At 38.0% G+C, this 18327-nt stretch carries 17 protein-coding genes, 2 tRNA genes and 1 pseudogene; 14 read left to right on the forward strand and 6 right to left on the reverse strand.

Translation table 11 applies throughout. The annotated features are described in order from the left end of the window. Positions 1-15: 15 nt before the first annotated feature. Positions 16-1560 carry a ClC family H(+)/Cl(-) exchange transporter gene (locus OXT66_RS06835; RefSeq protein WP_268596624.1) on the reverse strand — a complete coding sequence of 515 codons (1545 nt, stop codon included), beginning with the start codon at positions 1558-1560 and terminating at the stop codon, positions 16-18. 120 nt (positions 1561-1680) lie between these two features. Continuing rightward, positions 1681-1754: transfer RNA gene (locus OXT66_RS06840), tRNA-Glu, on the reverse strand. Positions 1755-1881: 127 nt separating this feature from the next. Between OXT66_RS06840 and OXT66_RS06845 the strand changes: the two genes are divergently transcribed. Then, positions 1882-1954, forward strand: a tRNA-Gln gene (locus OXT66_RS06845). A 283-nt stretch (positions 1955-2237) separates the two neighbouring features. Here OXT66_RS06845 and OXT66_RS06850 read toward each other — a convergent pair. Together OXT66_RS06850 and OXT66_RS06855 are read right to left on the reverse strand one after the other, a co-directional pair. Beyond that, a complete protein-coding gene (locus OXT66_RS06850) occupies positions 2238-2570 on the reverse strand; it encodes a ribonuclease G (protein ID WP_268596625.1) in 333 nt (110 codons plus the stop codon). Positions 2571-2717: 147 nt separating this feature from the next. Further along, complete coding sequence (locus tag OXT66_RS06855; RefSeq protein WP_268596626.1) at positions 2718-3047, reverse strand: hypothetical protein; 330 nt, start codon at positions 3045-3047, stop codon at positions 2718-2720. Positions 3048-3250: 203 nt separating this feature from the next. Between OXT66_RS06855 and OXT66_RS06860 the strand changes: the two genes are divergently transcribed. The 3 genes and pseudogenes from OXT66_RS06860 (at position 3251) to OXT66_RS06870 (ending at position 7905) form a co-directional block, all read left to right on the forward strand. Further along, entirely contained in the window at positions 3251-4996 is a 1746-nt protein-coding gene (locus tag OXT66_RS06860; RefSeq protein WP_268596627.1) for an ABC transporter ATP-binding protein, read from the forward strand. Continuing rightward, positions 4986-6816 (forward strand): annotated as a pseudogene (locus OXT66_RS06865) (ABC transporter ATP-binding protein). Before OXT66_RS06860 ends, OXT66_RS06865 begins: the two are co-directional and overlap by 11 nt. Before the next feature lie 60 nt (positions 6817-6876). Further along, positions 6877-7905: a serine hydrolase domain-containing protein gene (locus OXT66_RS06870; protein ID WP_268596628.1), complete on the forward strand. Its 1029-nt coding sequence runs from the start codon at positions 6877-6879 to the stop codon at positions 7903-7905. Positions 7906-7926: 21 nt separating this feature from the next. Here the strand turns inward: OXT66_RS06870 and OXT66_RS06875 are convergent, their stop codons facing one another. Both OXT66_RS06875 and OXT66_RS06880 read right to left on the reverse strand, forming a co-directional pair. After that, positions 7927-8631, reverse strand: a complete 705-nt coding sequence (locus tag OXT66_RS06875; RefSeq protein WP_268596629.1) for a type 1 glutamine amidotransferase — start codon at positions 8629-8631, stop codon at positions 7927-7929. Further along, on the reverse strand, positions 8631-9977 hold the full coding sequence (locus OXT66_RS06880; RefSeq protein ID WP_268596630.1) for a Mur ligase family protein: 1347 nt from the start codon (positions 9975-9977) through the stop codon (positions 8631-8633). Before OXT66_RS06880 ends, OXT66_RS06875 begins: the two co-directional genes overlap by 1 nt. Positions 9978-10176: 199 nt before the next feature. On the opposite strand from OXT66_RS06880, the gene OXT66_RS06885 reads away from it, so the two are divergent. The 10 genes from OXT66_RS06885 to atpA all read left to right on the forward strand — a co-directional run bounded on the left by OXT66_RS06885 (position 10177) and on the right by atpA (position 18325). Next, complete coding sequence (locus tag OXT66_RS06885) at positions 10177-10746, forward strand: thymidine kinase (protein WP_268596631.1); 570 nt, start codon at positions 10177-10179, stop codon at positions 10744-10746. Positions 10747-10767: 21 nt separating this feature from the next. Beyond that, the gene (prfA, locus tag OXT66_RS06890) at positions 10768-11850 is read left to right on the forward strand and encodes a peptide chain release factor 1 (RefSeq protein ID WP_268596632.1); all 1083 of its coding nucleotides are present in this window, start codon (positions 10768-10770) and stop codon (positions 11848-11850) included. Further along, on the forward strand, positions 11843-12697 hold the full coding sequence (prmC, locus tag OXT66_RS06895; RefSeq protein ID WP_268596633.1) for a peptide chain release factor N(5)-glutamine methyltransferase: 855 nt from the start codon (positions 11843-11845) through the stop codon (positions 12695-12697). The genes prfA and prmC overlap by 8 nt, the downstream gene beginning before the upstream one ends. Position 12698: 1 nt before the next feature. Further along, entirely contained in the window at positions 12699-13742 is a 1044-nt protein-coding gene (locus OXT66_RS06900) for an L-threonylcarbamoyladenylate synthase (protein WP_268596634.1), read from the forward strand. Between the two features lie 52 nt (positions 13743-13794). Beyond that, the gene (gene upp, locus OXT66_RS06905; protein WP_056978186.1) at positions 13795-14424 is read left to right on the forward strand and encodes a uracil phosphoribosyltransferase; all 630 of its coding nucleotides are present in this window, start codon (positions 13795-13797) and stop codon (positions 14422-14424) included. 306 nt (positions 14425-14730) lie between these two features. Next, positions 14731-15444 (forward strand): F0F1 ATP synthase subunit A, encoded by a 714-nt coding sequence (gene atpB, locus OXT66_RS06910; RefSeq protein WP_054669047.1) that lies wholly within the window; start codon positions 14731-14733, stop codon positions 15442-15444. Between the two features lie 21 nt (positions 15445-15465). After that, on the forward strand, positions 15466-15678 hold the full coding sequence (gene atpE / locus OXT66_RS06915; RefSeq protein WP_054669045.1) for a F0F1 ATP synthase subunit C: 213 nt from the start codon (positions 15466-15468) through the stop codon (positions 15676-15678). Positions 15679-15712: 34 nt separating this feature from the next. Continuing rightward, positions 15713-16231, forward strand: a complete 519-nt coding sequence (gene atpF, locus OXT66_RS06920; RefSeq protein WP_268596635.1) for a F0F1 ATP synthase subunit B — start codon at positions 15713-15715, stop codon at positions 16229-16231. Continuing rightward, positions 16218-16760 (forward strand): ATP synthase F1 subunit delta, encoded by a 543-nt coding sequence (gene atpH, locus OXT66_RS06925; protein WP_268596636.1) that lies wholly within the window; start codon positions 16218-16220, stop codon positions 16758-16760. Before atpF ends, atpH begins: the two co-directional genes overlap by 14 nt. Positions 16761-16786: 26 nt before the next feature. After that, positions 16787-18325 carry a F0F1 ATP synthase subunit alpha gene (gene atpA, locus OXT66_RS06930; protein WP_268596637.1) on the forward strand — a complete coding sequence of 513 codons (1539 nt, stop codon included), beginning with the start codon at positions 16787-16789 and terminating at the stop codon, positions 18323-18325. Positions 18326-18327 lie beyond the last annotated feature (2 nt).

Raw genomic sequence — 18327 nt, forward strand, 5'->3', positions numbered from 1 at the left:
TTGCAGGATCTTTTTTTAGTTATTTAATTGTTGAATAGCATAAATAATATCTTTTTTAGCAGTGAAGCTTTGTTTTTGGGGCACCGAAACTATCAACGTGTCTCCCGGGCGAATGAGGGTGTTTCCGTTAGGAATTAGCAATTTTTCTCCTCGCTGGATTTTTACCAGTAAACAGTTTTTTGGCCAGGGAAGTTCTTTAACATAAAATGGTTCAATTTGATTAGATTCAAAGACCGGCACCTGAATTTCAGTAGGATTACCAACATGACCAATATTGCTTGGTACCAATCTTTCTCGTAATTCAGCATAGATTGGTTTACCGTTTAATAAGTCATCAATTCCGTAAGCCACTAAACTTAAAACCGCTAACGGCATTAAATGTTCTAAGGAACCTACCATTTCAGTGACTAATAATATAGCGGTAAATGGTGCTTTACCGATAGCGGTAAAATAACCGGCCATCGAAATGATAATTAAGTTGTACACGTATTGAGGAGCAAGTAAGTTGAGTTGGCTCATTCCTACTCCATAAATGGCCCCAATAATAGCGCCTAATGATAAGATAGGAAGAAAAATTCCACCTGGTAATCCCGAACCATAAGATAACATGGAAAAAGCAAAGCGTACTAGCAAAAGAATAACTAAAGTCATTAAAGAGTAATTAACGGTATTAAAACTTAAGATGATTCCATTACCGCCCCCCAACCACGTAGGGTGCCAAATCCCCAATGGAATTAAAGCGGCAAAAGGAATCAAGCCCCACAATAACTTAGGAACCCAGATGAATAACTTATAAAAATCGGTTTGGTGGAGAAGTACCCACTGATATATACGGCCTAAAACTCCAAGAAGTATTCCTAGTAGAATTAGATGCCAGTATTGAGAAATGGGAAGGGAGTGTTGGTAGTGCAGGCTTAATACAGGCTGCATTCCGAAGATATATAAAGAAACCAAATTGGCACTCACGGCACTAGCTAATGATGTAAGCCAGACTGGATAAGAAAAATTATGATAAACTTCTTCTAGGACAAACATGGTGCCTGCAATAGGAGCGTTAAATGCAGCTGATAGCCCACCAGCAGCCCCAGCAGCGATCATTATTCTTCTGTCAGATCCGTGATTGTCTAAAAATTTGGCAGCCCCTTGACCAACAGCGGCTCCCAGTTGAATAGAAGGGCCCTCGCGACCAAGAGCTAAACCTGGACCAATTGCGAGAACTCCACCGACTAGTTTGCGCCAGAGAACTGACCACCAATTGTAGTCAAGCTCATCATCTAATTGAGCTTCTACTTGAGGGATTCCTGAGCCACTAATGTTTGGTTGTTGTTTGATTAAAAGGCCAGTAATGATGGTGGCCGTCAGAATCCATATCAAGAGGGTGAGTAAAGACAACCAGTTCCCATGCTGAATGGATCTAAACAGTTGCTGAGATTGTTTAAGTGAAATTTCAATTCCGTATCTAAAAAGATCAGCAACTATTCCGGCAAAAAAACCAATGAGGAGTCCGTTGGCTATGTAGCGAACTTTACCATAATTGAAATGAAAATAATTTGTAGACATGGCAACCGTCCTTAATTAAATTTGAACAATACAATTATTATAGTAGAAAATGCTAATGGAATACAAATAACGAAACAAAAAGCCAGGAAAACAGTAGAATTGTTTTCCTGGCCTTAATTATCACCCGCACGGGGCTCGAACCCGTAACTCCGCCTTGAGAGGGCGACGTCTTAAACCAGTTTGACCAGCGGGCAATGCTTTCAAACTACTATAATAGTTTAGCTGATTTGCTGCCTGCTTGTCAATGTCTTTTAATTTTTATCATTAGAATTATTGACAAAGATATATTATTTAGCTAATATTATTAGATGTAATATTCATTGGGTATTCGCCAAATTGGTAAGGCAGCGGACTCTGAATCCGTAATTTACTGGTTCGAGCCCAGTATACCCAATCTTAAGTTATCAGCCGTTCTTGTAAGCTTGTAAAAAGCCTATGAGGACGGCTTTTTGTTTGGTTAGCATTGTCATTAGTTGTTACCTGTTTTCAGTAAAGGGGGAGCTTTGGGGAGAGCTTAAAAACTTTTTCTGGCTTGACTCTTATATAAACAGTTCTAAGATTTTGATTCAATCTTTTAGAAATTATCAAAGTAAATTAAAAAGAGACTCTAACACATTTTCTTGTGCGGCAGTCTCTTTTTACTGACTCAGAGTAGCTTATATTACAACCTAATTAGGTTAGCTGTTGAAATATGAAGCAAAAACACCTGCAAAAATAAGAACATATAAAATAATAAAAATAATATAAATGGCAAATTGTACTAATCCAGCACGGTTCCAAGTAGCTTGAACTTGCTTAAAGGTTTTCACGTCCTTATAATCACCTTTTTGCCAGGCCCACTCGTTACCCTTAAAACCAGTAACAAAAATCCAAACAATATTAACAAGGGGGATTAAATTAAGTAATGGCAAATACGTTTTATTACCAATTCCCCAAACCCAGTTAAACATGAAGGCCCCCCAGTTCCAGCCTTTAATTTCTTGGGGAGTTTCTTTTCCAGTCTCTTGCATATCAGTTTCTCCCATCCTAGATTAAACTCTCAAATTTATGTAAGTAACTAATTTTAATTAGGCTACCAACAATAACTATAATAGCACAATTGTCTTAACTATTTAGATAATTAAGTAATAAAAAAACGCCTATACAGGCGTCGTAGTTTATTCAAATGACAATTCCACCATATATTTACCAGAATCTCTTAAATGACCAGTAGTGACCCATAGTTCGTCATAACTTTGATCATTTTGTTTAGTGAAATCATAGAAGTAATCTAATAAATTACTATTGGTGCTAATAAAATCCGGTGACATTCTAGTTACCACAATTTCATGATCGGGAAAGTACATTTGAGCATTACCCACTGCTACTGTATCGTCGATAAACATACGGACGGCATTAGTATAATCGGCAGCCGAAATAACTACGTTTTTGGGGTGGCTCTTAATATAGGTAAGAACTTGAAAAATCGAGTCCGAATTACTTAACATTTTTGTCCTCCGCTGTTAGTATTCTCGATTCTATTTTAACAAAAATGCGACAGAAAAGTTAGGAAACAATTTTCTTCACATAAAATTACTTTAGATTTAAAATTCCCATTAGGGAACCCTTTAATTTAAAAAATAAGAAGCGTATAATGGCTTAATGCTCCATTTTCTAATTAAAAACTCTGAAAGTATTTGGGGGTAACATATTGTTTAAATTAGCAAAATCACGACTGAACTGGTGGGCCGTTTCTGGGGCCGTCGTGTTCATGATTTTACAGGTTGCTTGTGACTTGTACTTACCAACTGTAACGTCCAATATTGTTGATAAAGGGATTTCCCTTAACAATATTGGCTACATTTGTAACGAAGGCTTTCGAATGATCTTTGTTTCATTTTTAGGATTATTAGCAGCAGCTGGCAATATTTATTTTGCAGCTACTCAATCTATGAAAATGGGACGTAATATTCGAAATGACTTGTTTAAAAAGGTAATGAACTTTTCTGACGAAGATATGGATAAATTCGGAGAAGCTTCATTAGATACTCGAACTACTAATGACGTTGTTCAAATTCAAAACGTTATGGTTCAGATTTTAAGAATGATGTTGATGGCACCCATCATGTTAGTGGGGGCCGGGGTAATGGCATATGTTAAGAGCCCCCGTTTAACTACCATTTTCTTAATTTCATTACCACTATTAGCAGTTCTAGTAGGGGCCATCATGTTTTTTGCGGTGCCGTTGTTTAAGAGCCTGCAAAAAAAGACTGATCGAATTAATTTGATCTTCCGAGAAGGTTTGACTGGTGTTCGTGTTATCCGTTCATTTAATCAAGACCAATTTGAACAGAATCGTTTTGATAAGGCTAACAAGGACTTTGCCCAAACCGGGATGAAGGTTTTCACGATCGTTTCCTTTGTTATGCCTGTCATGACCTTAATTTTAAGCTTAACCAATGCTGGTATCATTTGGTATGGTGGTAAATTAATTTCCTTCCAAGCTTTAGAAGTCGGGAACTTAATTTCATTTATGACTTATTCAGCTCAAATTTTAATTAGCTTTATGATGCTCTCAATGATCTTTGTCTTTATTCCTAGAGCTTCAGCTTCAGCTGCCCGGATTAATGAAGTGTTGGATGTTAAGGATTCTATTCAAGACCCAAGTAATTCGGTCCCTGTTCAAGAAATTAGTAAGGAAAACTCACTTGCATTTGATCACGTGAACTTCCGCTATACTAATGCTGAGCAATTAGCCTTAACCGATATTAATTTTAGTGCTAAGGCTGGTCAAACGGTGGCGATTATCGGGGGGACGGGTTCTGGTAAATCTACCTTGGTTAACTTAATTCCACGTCTATTTGATCCTGAAAGTGGTCAAATTTTGATTAACGGTACGGCTAACAACCAAATGACTCAACATACGTTACACTCATTGATTTCAATTACTCAGCAAAAAGCAGTATTGTTCTCTGGCACCGTTCGAGAAAACATGAAATTTGGAAAGCCTGATGCTACCGATGATGAAATTTGGCATGCATTAACAATCGCTCAGGCTGCTGATTTTATCACGGATGATAAGGGTGGTTTGGATTATGTGGTGGAACAAGATGGAGCTAACTTCTCGGGTGGTCAAAAACAGCGTTTGGTAATTGCCAGAACCATTTTGAAGAAAGCAGCTGTGTACATCTTTGATGATTCGTTTTCTGCCTTGGACTTCAAGACCGATGCCGAATTACGAACTAGCTTGAAACAAGATAAACAAATTCAAAATGCTGTTAGTGTAATTGTGGCTCAACGGATTTCGACGGTGGCTAGTGCTGATTTGATCCTGGTAATTGATGAAGGAAAAGTTGTGGGTCAAGGGACTCATGATGAGTTAGTGAAATCTAACAAAGTCTATCAAGATATCTTGAATTCCCAAATCAAGCAGGAGGTGACTACCGATGCGGAATAATTCTAAAGCCGTAAGTAAGCCGAATAATTTTTGGCATGCCACCGGGCGCTTAATTGGTTATACTAAACGCTGGATGCCAGGAATTGTTTTAGCCATTGTAATGGCAATCTTAGCAGTTTATCTTCAAATTGTAACCCCTAAAATTTTGGGAAAAGCTACTACTGAAATTTATACTGGAGTAATGGCGGGAACTGCTCAATTAAAAGTGGGGCTCGGAATTACTCATTTACCAATCAATTTTACTAAAATCCTTCATAATTATTAGTGAAGTGATTATTCTCTATATTTTGGCTGGGCTTGCTCAACTGGTTCAACAAATTGTGATGTCTAGAATTTCTCAAAGTATTGTTTACCAAATGCGAAAAGACATGAAGGCTAAAATGGAACGGTTACCGATTTCATTTTATGATCAAAACTCTAACGGTGACATTATGTCTCGAGCAGTTAATGATATGGATAACATCAATACTATGTTACAATCCAGTTTAACTCAGTTAATCACTAGTTTCTTTATGTTCTTTGGTGTATTGTACATGATGCTTACAATCAGCTGGCAATTAACACTAGTTGCTTTAGCAACTGTTCCAGTCAGTGTTATTATTGTGGGAATTGTGGCTCCTAAATCTCAAAAATTCTTTGGTACTCAACAAAAAGAATTGGGAAGTTTAAATGGGATGACCGAAGAAAATTATTCGGGCCACAATATTATCAAAACTTTTAATCGTGAAGAAACCACAATTGATGACTTTGAAAAGCAAAACGAAAAATATTATCAAGCTTCTTGGAAAGCCCAATTTGTGTCTAGCTTCTTGTTTCCATTGATGAACCTGGTTAAAAACCTGGATTATGTCTTTGTAGCTGTAATTGGTGGGATTCAAGTAACGCGGGGACAAGTCACTTTGGGTAACATCCAAGCCTTCTTACAATACACTAACATGTTGTCACAACCTATTACCCAACTTGCTAGTCTAACTAACACCATTCAATCTACTGTAGCTTCTGCGGAACGTATTTTTGCTATTTTAGATGAACCTGAAATGACAGATGAACCAGTAGACATTCCTGTGGATGCTAGTGATCATAGTATGATTAATTTTGAGAACGTGGAATTTTCATATGTACCTGAAAAACCATTAATTCAAAACTTTAATCTACGAGTTAATCCTGGTGAAATGGTGGCGATCGTTGGTCCTACCGGAGCTGGTAAAACCACTATTATTAACTTGCTAGAACGATTTTATGATATTAAATCAGGATCTATCAAGATGCGGGGCAAAGATACTCGTGAAGAAAGTAGATCAGATTTGCGTTCGCACATGGCAATGGTATTACAGGATACTTGGCTGTTTACAGGAACCATTTATGACAATATTAAATACGGTAATGAAAACGCAACGGAAGAAGAAGTTTGTGCTGCAGCTCGTTCAGCCCATGCGGATACGTTTATTCGTGAATTGCCTAATGGTTACCAAACGGTGTTAAATGAAAATGCTAGCAATATTTCGCAAGGTCAACGGCAATTGTTGACAATTGCTCGAGCATTTTTGGCTAATCCAGAAATTTTGATTTTAGATGAAGCTACTTCTTCAGTTGATACTAGAACTGAAAAAATGATTCAAGACGCGATGGATAGTTTATCAGCGGGAAGAACCAGTTTTGTGGTGGCTCATCGACTTTCAACTATTCAAAGTGCTCAAAACATTGTGGTGATGAATCATGGTCAAATTATTGAAACTGGTAATCACGATGTTTTAATGAAACAAAACGGTTTTTATGCTGATCTTTACAATTCTCAATTTATTGGTAACGATTTGGCATAGCTAAATAACGGCCAGCCTGATTTGGGCTGTTCGTTATTTTTTTGTACAATGAAAGAGGAGGTGACAGTTATCAACGAACAAGTAATGGATTATTTGCAGCAACTAATTGATCAAAACATAATTCCAGGAGCTAGTGGAGCGATTATTAACGGTTCTCAAACCTTTTCGTTTCGGATTGGTGATCGATTGGCAATTCCCAAAAGAGAACCATTTTCCCGCCGAAGACCATTGTACGATATAGCTTCTATAACCAAGGTAGTGGGGACGGTACCGTTAATTTTGCAATTGATCGCTCAGAAACGATTGCAATTAACCGATTCAGTTAGTAAATTTTTACCTGAATGGCGGAGTGCTCAGGTAACTGTTAGACATTTACTCACTCATACTAGCGATATAATTGGATATATTCCTAATCGCAATTTTTTAACAGCTACTGAATTAACCACTGGACTTTTAGGATTAGCGGCTGGTGATAAATTAGGGCGGGAAGTTCGCTATCAAGACGTTAATTTTATCTTGTTGGGGTGGGTTGCAGAACAATTAACGGGCCAAAGTGTTCATGAAGCAATAACTAAACGAATTTTAACGCCGTTACGTTTACCCAATGCAACCTTTGTTCCAAGCGGTAGTCCATTAGATGTGATTCCTACTGAGTTAGACTCGCGCAGGGGATTAATTGTGGGGGAGGTCCATGATCCTAAGACTGCGATTTTAGGTAAACACAGTGGGGCTGCAGGTTTATTTGCATCATCAGCAGATCTGACCATTGTGGCTAAGTGGCTATTAGGGCAAATAAGTTATCCTGATGTTGTACCCGATGAATTGATAACAGCATGCTTTGTTGATCAAACACCCATGCATACTAATAATCGATCGTTTGGCTGGGATTTACGGCAAGGAACGACTGGAAATTACATTGTTCATACGGGTTTTACGGGTCCTTTAATGGTAATTGATCGAGTTAATCAACGGGCGTTAGTTTTATTGACTAATCGGGTTAATTTATTTTCAACTCGGCAAGAGTATAAACAGTACCGAGAGCAGTTAACTCAAATTTTTATGCAAACAAAAAAGACTGAACCTCATTAAGAAGTTCAGTCTTTTTTAATTTTAATACGTTGCTGGAATGGTAACTTTTTCTGCAGCAGATAAGTCAGCATCTGGATACCGACGTTTTAGTGCATTGATCAAAATATGCTTAGCTAATTCACCATTGCGGGCCAAAATTGGTCCGTGGAAGTAAGTGCAGTAAGTATTCTTATAAATAGCACCTTCAACGCCATCTTCACCATTGTTACCATGACCTTCAAGAACGTTACCAAGGGGACGTTCATTTTCACCTAAGAAGGTAATGCCCTGGTGATTTTCAAACCCATGATACTTATCCCCAGTTTCTTGGTTTTGAATTACAATATCACCAATGAAACGGTTATCTTCTTGTTTTTCGGTGTAGTGATCTAATGCCCCAATTCCGGGAATCTTTTCACCATCAGCTCCTACATAGTAGTGGCCTAACAACTGGAAACCACCACAGATAGCTAAAACGGAGCCATTATCTTCAATAAAATTGGTTAGATCGGTCTTTTTAGTTTGGATATCCTTAGAGACGATGGTCTGTTCAAAATCTTGACCACCACCAAAAACGACAATGTCAAATTTATCGGGATCAAAACGGTCGTCTAAACTAACTAGTTCTGATGTGACTTCAATGCCCATTTGTTTGCCAAAGTATTGAAGTACTAAGATATTACCAATATCCCCGTAAGGATTCATTAAGTCACCATAAAGATGGGCAACGTTTAAATGATATTGCATTATTCCATGCCTCCCTCAATAAAACCTTTGCTAGCAAAAATTTTCCGCAATTGTAACATAGCCGTGTAGGTTGCGCAAATATATACCTTTTTAGTAGGAAGATCATCAATCATTTCGACTACTTTATCTAAATCAGGTTCCACCATGTGATCTGCTTCTGGGACCCCAGCCACTTGTAAGCGGAAGGTAATATCCTTATAGCGTTCACCACCAGTGATATATTTTTTAATATTCAACTGAGTTAGACGTTCAAAATCACCGTCCCAAATCCAACTAGTATCGATCCCGTCAGCGTAGTTAGCATTTAACAAACCAATAAATGAAATCGGATCTTTATCGGTTGCAATTGTATCTAATACTTGGTTTAAGCCAACCGGATTTTTTACTAAGATTAAAGTAACTAGTTTGTCATTGACCTTAATTTCTTCTTGACGGCCAAAAATGCGTTCATCTCGTTGAAAAGCTTTTTGAGCTTGAGCTGGTGTAACTCCCATAAATCGACCGACAGCGTAGGCAGCCAGTGCGTTGTAAATATTATAAACGCCACCGATTTCAATCTTCATGGGTTCGCCGTCAATTTCAAAAGTAGAAGATGTAGGCGTTAATTCAGTTAATTTGTTGACCTGATAATTTAATTCTGGGCGTTTGTAACCACAATGAGGACAGAAGTATTTACCTAAGTTAGCATAGGTAATAAAGTTATAATGTAAAATATGTTGACAACGGGGACATAATACCCCGTCCGTATTAGGAGTAGCCTTAATATCACTATCTGCTTGGTTATTAAAACCATAGTAAATCATAGGGTTTGGTAGGTTAACTGAATGGAAAATAGGGGCATCTCCATTAGCAATTACCGTAGCGTTGGGTGCTAAAGCAACTCCATCTAAAATTTTCTTGTAGGTGGTGTAAATTTCACCATAGCGATCCATTTGATCTCGGAAAATATTAGTGAACACAAATGCTTTGGGTTTGATGTGTTGCGTAACTTTAATAACGTTAGCTTCATCAACTTCTAAAACTGCTAGTGGGCGTTCATTTCTACCGCGCTTAGCAGTTAAAAAGGTAGTAACGATTCCTTGTTCCATGTTAGAACCGGAAGGGTTAGTAAGGACGTTATCGTATTTTTCTTTTAAAACTGAAACCGTTAAAGCCGTCGTCAAGGTTTTACCATTAGTACCGGTAATTACAATGACATCGTAGTTTTTACCTAATTCATCTAAAATATTAGGATCTAGTTTTAACGTGATTTTACCAGGAAGCGAGCTGCCTCCATTGCGAAAAGTATGCAAAAACCAGTAAGAACCTTTACCGGCAGCGGTTGCAATTGAACTTTGTAATGACATTACTATCTGCTCCTCTAACTATTAGTCAGCGATTGTTCATCAAAATGATAGTTTACCATAAAAAGAACAATATTTTCTGGTTTTACTAATAACTTTGTACAATTCAAATAATTTGAATGGTAGAAAGCAGAAAAGTTATCGAAATCTAGGGGTATTTTCTGTATAATAAAAAACGAGTACGCAAAGAAAGGTGATCAACGTGGCGCAATTATTTTATCGATATGGAGCAATGAATAGTGGTAAGACTATTGAAATTATTAAGGTAGCTCACAACTATGAAGAACAAGACAAAAGTGTCATTATTATGACTAGTGCAATTGATACTCGGGAAAAAGAAGGAATGATTGAATCCCGCATCGGCCTCGAACGAGAAGCTTATTCAATTGCTGATGATACGAATATCTTTGAAGAAGTTCAAGCAATTGATAGTCATGCTAGTTGTGTATTAATTGATGAAGCTCAATTTTTAACTAAACAACATGTTTTACAATTGACTAAAATTGTTGATGAATTAAATATTCCAGTAATTGCTTTTGGATTGAAAAACGATTTTCAAAACCATTTATTTGAAGGCTCACAAGCATTATTGTTGTATGCAGATAAAATAGAAGAAATGAAAACAATTTGTTGGTTCTGTGGCAAAAAAGCCATTATGAATCTGCGAATCCACGATGGTAAACCAGTATACGAAGGCGAACAAATTCAAATGGGGGGTAATGAGTCATATTACCCAGTTTGTCGCCGACACTACAATCATCCCTTACTATAAGGATAGTAGAAAGGATTAATAATGGACGAAATTTTTGATAAACTACAGGCGGTTGTTGACCGTTATGATGAACTAAATGAATTAATCAGTGATCCAGAAATTATTTCTGACACTCAACGTTTTATGAAACTCTCTAAAGAAGAAGCTGACTTACGAGAAACAGTAGCAACTTTTAATCACTACAAGGAAGTAAGCTCACAATTAGATGATGATGAAACTATGCTTCGTGAAGAAAGCGATGCAGAATTAGAAGCCATGTTAAAAGAAGAAATCGCTGATTTACGTAGTGAAAAAGCTGATTTGGAAGATAAATTAAAGGTCTTATTATTGCCTAAAGATCCTAATGACGACAAAAACATTATTATGGAAATTCACGGTGCTGCTGGTGGAGACGAAGGTAGTTTGTTTGCTGCGGATCTCTTTAATATGTATTCTCGTTACGCTGAAAAGCAGGGCTGGAAGGTTGAAATTGTGGATCGAAGTGATACCGAAGTTGGTGGTTTTAAGGAAATCGTCCTTATGATCACTGGAAACAACGTTTATTCCAAACTTAAGTTTGAAAACGGTGCTCACCGAGTTCAAAGAATTCCATCAACTGAATCTGCTGGTCGGGTGCACACCTCAACTGCTACGGTAGGAGTAATGCCAGAAGCCGAAGACGTGGATATTGATATTGATCCTAAGGATATCCGTACGGATGTGTATCGTTCTTCTGGGGCTGGTGGTCAGCATATTAACAAAACTTCATCAGCGGTACGAATGACGCATTTGCCAACTGGAATTGTGGTTGCTATGCAAGATGAACGTTCTCAACAACAAAACCGGGCCAAGGCCATGCAAATCTTGCGGGCTCGAGTTTATGACTACTACGCACAACAAGAACAAGACCAATATAACGCTGAACGTAAATCAGCTGTCGGAACTGGTGATCGTTCTGAACGTATTAGAACCTATAATTTCCCTCAAAATCGGGTTACTGATCATCGAATTGGTTTAACTTTAAATAAGTTAGACCGGGTAATGAACGGGGAATTAGACGAAATTATCGATGCTTTAATTGTTTCTGATCAAGCACAAAAACTTGAAAATTTGAACAATGAATAAGCCAGAAAAACCAACTTTTTTTCAAGCCCGACAGTGGGGTATTGCTGAATTAACTGATCAAAAGATGGGTGATCATTTTGATGTTGATTTTATTTTAGAGCAGCGATTAAATTTAACTGCGGTGGAATTACTGACACGATATCAACAATCGATGGCGATGAATGATTGGCAACAATTTCAATCAGATATAGCTAAGCTGTTAGCGGGGATGCCACCACAGTATGTAATTGGCCGGACCAGTTTTTATGAATTACCAATTAAGGTCAATCAAGCGACTTTGATTCCTAGAGTAGAAACGGCTGAACTAGTTGAGTGGATTTTAACTGATAATAAAAACGATCCGAAGTCTGTACTAGACATTGGGACCGGTAGCGGTGCAATTGCAATTGCTCTAAAAGTTAATCGGCAGAATTGGTCAATGTTAGCTTCAGATATTTCAGCTACTGCGTTGAATATTGCTGAAGAAAATGCGATTAATAATCAAGTTAACATTAATTTTGTCCAAAGTGATGTGTTTACCTCAATTGAGGAACGGTTTGACATTATTGTTTCTAATCCGCCCTATATTGATGTAGCAGAAAAACCGTTAATGGATCAACGAGTGCTAGAATTTGAACCTGAAACGGCATTATTTGCTTTGGATAACGGGTTAGCTATTTATCAACAAATTATTGATAATTTAGCGGAGCATTTAACTCAAAACGGGCAATTATATTTAGAAATTGGTTTTAAACAGGGTGACGCAGTGGCAAAAATGTTACGGCAGAAATTCCCAACGGCTCAGATCGAAGTTCGCAAGGATGTTGCTGACAAGCCACGAATGATTCGGATGAAGATGGGGCGATAAAATGCAAACTAAGACACTAAATCTTGAAACAATAAATGAGGCTGCTGATTTAATTAAGGCCGGACAGTTAGTTGCTTTTCCAACGGAAACGGTTTATGGATTAGGGGCTGACGCAACTAATGAAGCAGCAGTTAAACAAGTCTACCTAGCCAAAGGGCGACCAAGTGATAATCCCTTAATTGTTCACGTAGCTGATATTGATACTGTAAAAGAATATGCAGCTGATTTAAGCTCGGATGCGTTAAAGTTGATGGCTACATTTTGGCCGGGACCTTTAACTTTAATTTTTAAATTAAAACCAAACGTGTTATCTCCAGCAGTTACTGGTGGTTTGGACACGGCGGCATTTAGATTTCCGGATAATCAAGCGACATTATCATTGATTCGGACCGCAGGAGTACCGATGGTAGGCCCTTCTGCGAACACTTCTGGTAAGCCCAGTCCCACAACTGCTGAGCACGTCTTGCATGATTTGGACGGTAAAATTGCGGCGGTGGTTGATGATGGTCCTACTAGAGTGGGAGTTGAATCTACAGTTTTAGATATGTCAGTGGAAACGCCAACTATCCTGCGACCAGGTGGAGTTAGCAAAGGTGAAATTGAAGCCGTGTTAAACCATCCAATAAATGATGAACAACATCATGTTGGTATTAAGGAAGTTCCTAAAGCACCAGGAATGAAATATAAACACTACGCTCCTAATGCACAAGTTTATATCGTTGATCAACCGACTGACTGGCCTGCAGTTGCTCGTTGGATTAATCATCATCCTCAAGAAGTTGTGGGAGTCATGGGAACTGATGATGTTATCAACCATATTGATTGGCCTGATAATGCTCGGGTGGTATCCTTAGGTGTTGATGTTCAAAGTGCTAGTCATCATTTGTTTGAGGAACTGCGTGAATTTGATAATCACGCTGAAATTAAATCAATTTTTACTCAAGCCTTTTCAACGGATGGCTTGGGAGAAGCCTATATGAATCGGTTGAATAAGTCAGCCGGGCAAAGTCATTTTGATAAACAAATGATGGAAAACACTGATTAAATTGGTGAAGATTATGATACAATAGTATGAAATAAAAAAGGAGTGAATGAGTTTGGGTAAGTTTCAGGTTATGGATCATCCGTTAATTCAACATAAATTAACAATGATTAGAGACAAAAATTGTGGTACTAAAGAATTTCGGGAAGTTGTTAATGAAATCGCAACTTTAATGGCTTTTGAGGTTTCTCGTGATATGCCATTAGAAGATGTTGATGTTCAAACTCCTGAAGGAATTGCCCATGCTAAACAAATTTCTGGCAAGAAAGTTGCAATTGTACCAATTTTACGAGCCGGAATTGGTATGGTTGACGGAATTTTGAATTTAATTCCAGCCGCTAAAGTTGGCCATATTGGAATGTATCGTGATGAAGATACATTTGAACCTCACGAATATTTCGTAAAACTACCGTCAGATATTGAACAACGCCAAGTTTTTGTTGTTGATCCAATGCTGGCTACCGGTGGATCAGCCATTATGGCTATTGATGCCTTGAAAAAACGTGGGGCAAGCAACATTAAATTTGTTTGTTTAGTTGCAGCTCCTGAAGGGGTAGCCGCATTGCAAGAAGCTCACCCAGATGTAGATATCTATACAGCTGCTTTAGATGAAGGCCTTAATGATCAAGGCTACATTATTCCTGGCCTAGGCGATGCTGGTGATCGACTTTTTGGAACTAAATAAAAGTAAATTCAAGAAAAGGACATCTTATGATGTCTTTTTCTTTTTTTATTGACAAATATTGATCAAACATTGGTATGCATTTTTTTGTTCCGTTTTTGTATATATATTCATTATGTTACCGTTTTCTTGTAATTTAAAAACATATTCCCAATTTGTTAATTTGCTTTGAACTTTGGTCTAGTTGGTGGTATTATTTCAAGTGTATTTGATCGCCGGTCTGGGGCAAATACTCGCATAATGAATTCGATTTGGTTTTACCATCTTGACTGACGTTGCGAAATCTATAATAGAAAGGGGTGAGAACCTATGGGAGAACCTACTTCTACTTTTACGTTTCTGGGATTAACGTTTAACGTTGGGAATCTAGTCTCAATTACCGTTGCTTGTTTGCTGGTATTGGGACTCGTTTTTGCATTATCACGGCAAGTGACGTTAAAACCGGGTAAAAGGCAGAATGTTTTAGAGTTTATGATTGATTTTACCAACGGAATTGTAAAAGGATCGGTTTCGGGTGAAACTGGTAAGCAGCTAGGATTATGGGCGTTCACGCTATTTTTCTTCATTTTAATTGCTAACTTACAAGGACTATTCTTGCATGTTGATATCTCTGGTGTCGTCTATGTGAAAAGTCCAACAGCTGATCCGTTAATTACCTTGACGTTATCATTAATGACGCTGACTTTTGCTGAATTTATGGGAGTCCAAAAGTTAGGGTATAAGGATCATTTCACTAATTACCTTAAACCATTTGCGCCTTTTATCGTTCTTAATGTGTTCGAAGAATTAGCGAACTTCTTGACGTTAGGACTTCGTTTATTCGGGAACATTTATTCCGGTGAAATGCTTTTGGGCATGATCACTAGTTTGGCAACTAAAGGAGGTCCATTAACTTGGATTGCCGTGTTGCCGGTAGAAATGGTTTGGCAAGGCTTCTCAGTCTTTCTTGGGTGTATTCAAGCGTATGTGTTTGTTACACTATCATCTGTATATATTTCTCGGAAAATTGAAATCGAGGAATAAAAATTTAGGAGGTTTTTTATTATGGGTGTAATTGCAGCTGCTATTTGTATGTTTGGTGCCGCTATCGGTGCGTGTGTTGGTGATGCTATGGTTATTTCAAAGACTTTGGAAGGCATGACTCGCCAACCAGAATTATCTGGTCAATTACGGACTACAATGTTTATTGGTGTTGGTCTTGTTGAAGCTATGCCAATTATTTCCTTCGTTGTGGCATTGTTACTTATGAACAAGTAATAATTTTAAATTTAAACGAAGGAGGTGCCAATAGATGTTTACGTTTTCTGTAGTTGGAGCTCAACTTTATTATGGTGATATGCTCTATATCATGGTCAGTTTTCTAATCTTAATGTGGTTAATCAAAGTTTTGGCTTGGAAACCAATCACTAAGATGATGAAAGACCGATCTGATAAAATCGCCAATGATATTGATTCTGCTGAAAAGTCTAAGGCTGATGCTTCAAAACTTGCCAGTCAACGACAAGCTGAATTGGCGAATACTCGTCAAGAAGCAACTGGTATCATCAATGATGCAAAGCAAACTGGTCAAAAACAACACGATCAAATTATTGAAGATGCTCACAATGATGCTGCTAACATGAAAATCGCCGCAGAAAAGGATATCGAGCAACAACGACAAGAAGCTTTGGCTAACTCTAAGAAAGACGTTGCAAGTCTATCTATTGATATTGCTTCCAAGATCATTACCAAAGAACTTAATGCGGATGATCAAAAAGCGCTCATTGATTCTTATATCGAAGGGTTGGGAAAGCCAAATGAGTCAAGATAGAATTGGAATTGCAAAAAAATATGCAAATGCCATTTTGGCAGTCTTAAAAGAGACTAACGATGTTGAATCCGAAAGACCGGAATTACTATCCTTAGGCCAAATTTTCTCAGAGAACCCTCAATTGGGATCGGTTTTAGACGATAATGCCGTTAAACCTGAAGTTAAATTAGCTTTACTTGCTCCTATTGTGGAACAAGCATCCGATTTTACTAATAAGTTAATCGAAGTTATTAAACAAAATCGTCGCTTCCCTGAGTTGGCATTAATTATTGATGAATTTGAAAAAGCTGCTGAAGCTGATGCTCATGTGGTTCGTGCTGAAGTAACGTCTGCTACAGAATTAGATGCTGATCAAAAGGCTAAAATCGAAGCTGCGTTTGCTAAACGAGTAGGTGCTCAAAAGGTAATTTTGACTACTAAAGTGGATTCATCAATTATTGGAGGACTAGTAATGCGTTCCAACGATACGATTATTGATGGAAGCGTTAGATCTAGGATCGACAAAGTTAAAAAGTTGTTATTGAACTAACGATATCTATTAAAGAGGTGAATTTTATGAGCATTAAAGCTGAGGAAATCAGTGCTCTAATCAAGCAACAGCTGCAAGGCTATAATAATGAACTCGATGTTGAAGAAACAGGTATCGTTACGTATATTGGTGATGGTATTGCCCGTGCTCACGGACTCGAAAATGCCTTGTCAGGTGAATTGCTTGAATTTGCAAATGGTGTTTATGGAATGGCTCAAAACCTTGAAACCAACGATGTTGGTATTATGATTTTGGGTGACGATACTGGAATTCGCGAAGGCGATTCCGTTAAACGAACTGGCCGAATCATGGAAGTTCCTGTTGGGGACGCAATGGTAGGTCGGGTTGTTAATTCAATTGGTGAACCAATTGATGGTAAAGGGGCTATTAAAGCTGACGATCATAAACCAATCGAACATAAAGCTCCTGGCATTATGGACCGGCAATCAGTTAGTGAACCACTTCAAACTGGTATTAAAGCCATCGATTCACTTGTTCCAATTGGACGGGGACAACGTGAATTAATCATTGGTGATCGTAAGACTGGTAAAACTTCTATTGCGATTGACACCATTTTGAACCAAAAAGATCAAGATATGATCTGTATTTACGTAGCTATCGGTCAAAAGGAATCAACTGTCCGAGCTTCCGTAAATACTTTAGAACAATACGGTGCTATGGACTATACTATCGTAATTTCAGCGGGTCCTTCTGAACCTGCTTCATTACTTTATATTGCTCCTTATGCCGGTGCTACAATGGGTGAGTATTTCATGAACAAAGGTCAACACGTTTTGATCGTGTACGATGATCTTTCAAAGCAAGCCAATGCTTATCGTGAACTTTCCTTGATTCTTCGTCGGCCTCCTGGACGGGAAGCATATCCTGGTGATATCTTCTATACTCATTCACGTCTATTGGAACGGGCTGCTAAGTTGAGTGACAAATTGGGTGGTGGTTCAATGACTGCTTTGCCAATCGTTGAAACTCAAGCGGGGGATGTTTCTGCATATATTCCAACCAACGTTATTTCTATCACTGATGGCCAAATCTTCTTGAATTCAGACATGTTCTATTCAGGGGTCCGGCCAGCTGTTGATGCCGGGACTTCAGTTTCTCGGGTTGGTGGGGATGCCCAAATTAAAGCTATGAAGAAGGTTGCCGGAACATTACGTTTGGACTTGGCTTCTTATCATGAATTGGAATCATTTGCTCAATTCGGCTCTGATTTGGATGCAGCTACCCAAGCTAAATTAAATCGTGGTGCTCGAACTGTGGAAGTTCTTAAACAACCACTTCATTCACCACTTCCCGTTGAAAAACAAGTATTGATTCTCTATTGCTTGACTCACGGTTATTTAGATAAAGTTGAATTGGACGATATCGAACAATATCAAAATGAACTTTTTGCTTACTTTGATAGTAACTATTCTGATTTATTGGCTGAAATTGCTAAGACTGGTCAGTTACCAGATACAGATAAATTAGATGCAGGCATTAAAGAATTCAGTCAAACTTTTGAACCTAAAAAAACAGATGAGTCAGCAGCTGTAGTCAACGATTAAAA

It is taken from the genome of Lentilactobacillus senioris (genome assembly GCF_026798195.1).
GTDB lineage: Bacteria > Bacillota > Bacilli > Lactobacillales > Lactobacillaceae > Lentilactobacillus > Lentilactobacillus senioris_A.